We start from the raw sequence: 734 nt of genomic DNA, 5'->3' as shown, positions 1-734 counted from the left end.
AGATTATAGGCCGTGGAGCCGGCCGGCGTCGTTACCATCAGGCCATCGCAGATCAATTCCGGCAGACGCACCCGGCCGTCGATCTCGACCTTCAGTTTCGCCGTCTGATAGGATTGGCGAAACAGGGACACCTCGTTGATGGCGAGCGCAACACGAGAGCTGCCATCCGCATTGCGTGTGGTCATCTGCAGCGGATGGAATGCGTTTTCGACAGCAGCCTCGATACGCTCGGCCAGGCAATCCGTTCGATAGTCATTCATCAGGAAGCCGATCGAACCGCGGTTCATCCCATACACGCATTTGCCGGAATTCATGGTGCTGTGCAGCGTCTGCAGCATGAAGCCGTCGCCGCCGAGTGCCACGACGACATCGGCACTCTCCTGCGGCGCCTGGCCGTAGAGGCGAATCAGTTCCTGCTGCGCCGCCTGTGCCTCCGGCGCGGTGGAGGCGAGAAAGCAAACGGATTGAAGATTGCGTGACATGCAATGTCCTTTAAGTGGCCATACTAGGTAATGTTATTCCCCTCCTGCGACAAGACGTTTCACTCGGACTGGTAAATCGTTGAAGCCACACACTGATCCCCCAGCTTTAAGAGCCGAACGAGTGATTTTCCCTTTACAGGATTTCAAAATCTGCTAGTTGGCATGCCCATATGCCCTTGTAGCTCAGTTGGTAGAGCACCTGATTTGTAATCAGGGGGTCGCGGGTTCGAACCCTGCCGGGGGCACCAGATT

1 protein-coding gene and 1 tRNA gene are annotated in these 734 nt (G+C 56.5%); one reads left to right on the top strand and one right to left on the bottom strand.

The window, feature by feature from the left end; genetic code table 11:
• Positions 1-482 (bottom strand): NAD kinase (locus tag Q4Q11_RS31955; protein ID WP_498571997.1); only part of this gene is annotated, 482 nt, incomplete at its 3' end.
• 172 nt (positions 483-654) lie between these two features.
• On the opposite strand from Q4Q11_RS31955, the gene Q4Q11_RS31950 reads away from it, so the two are divergent.
• Positions 655-730, top strand: a tRNA-Thr gene (locus Q4Q11_RS31950).
• Positions 731-734: the final 4 nt, after the last annotated feature.

It is taken from the genome of Rhizobium sp. UFLA01-1127 (assembly GCF_059803845.1).
This window is presented reverse-complemented; position numbering and strand designations above follow the sequence as displayed.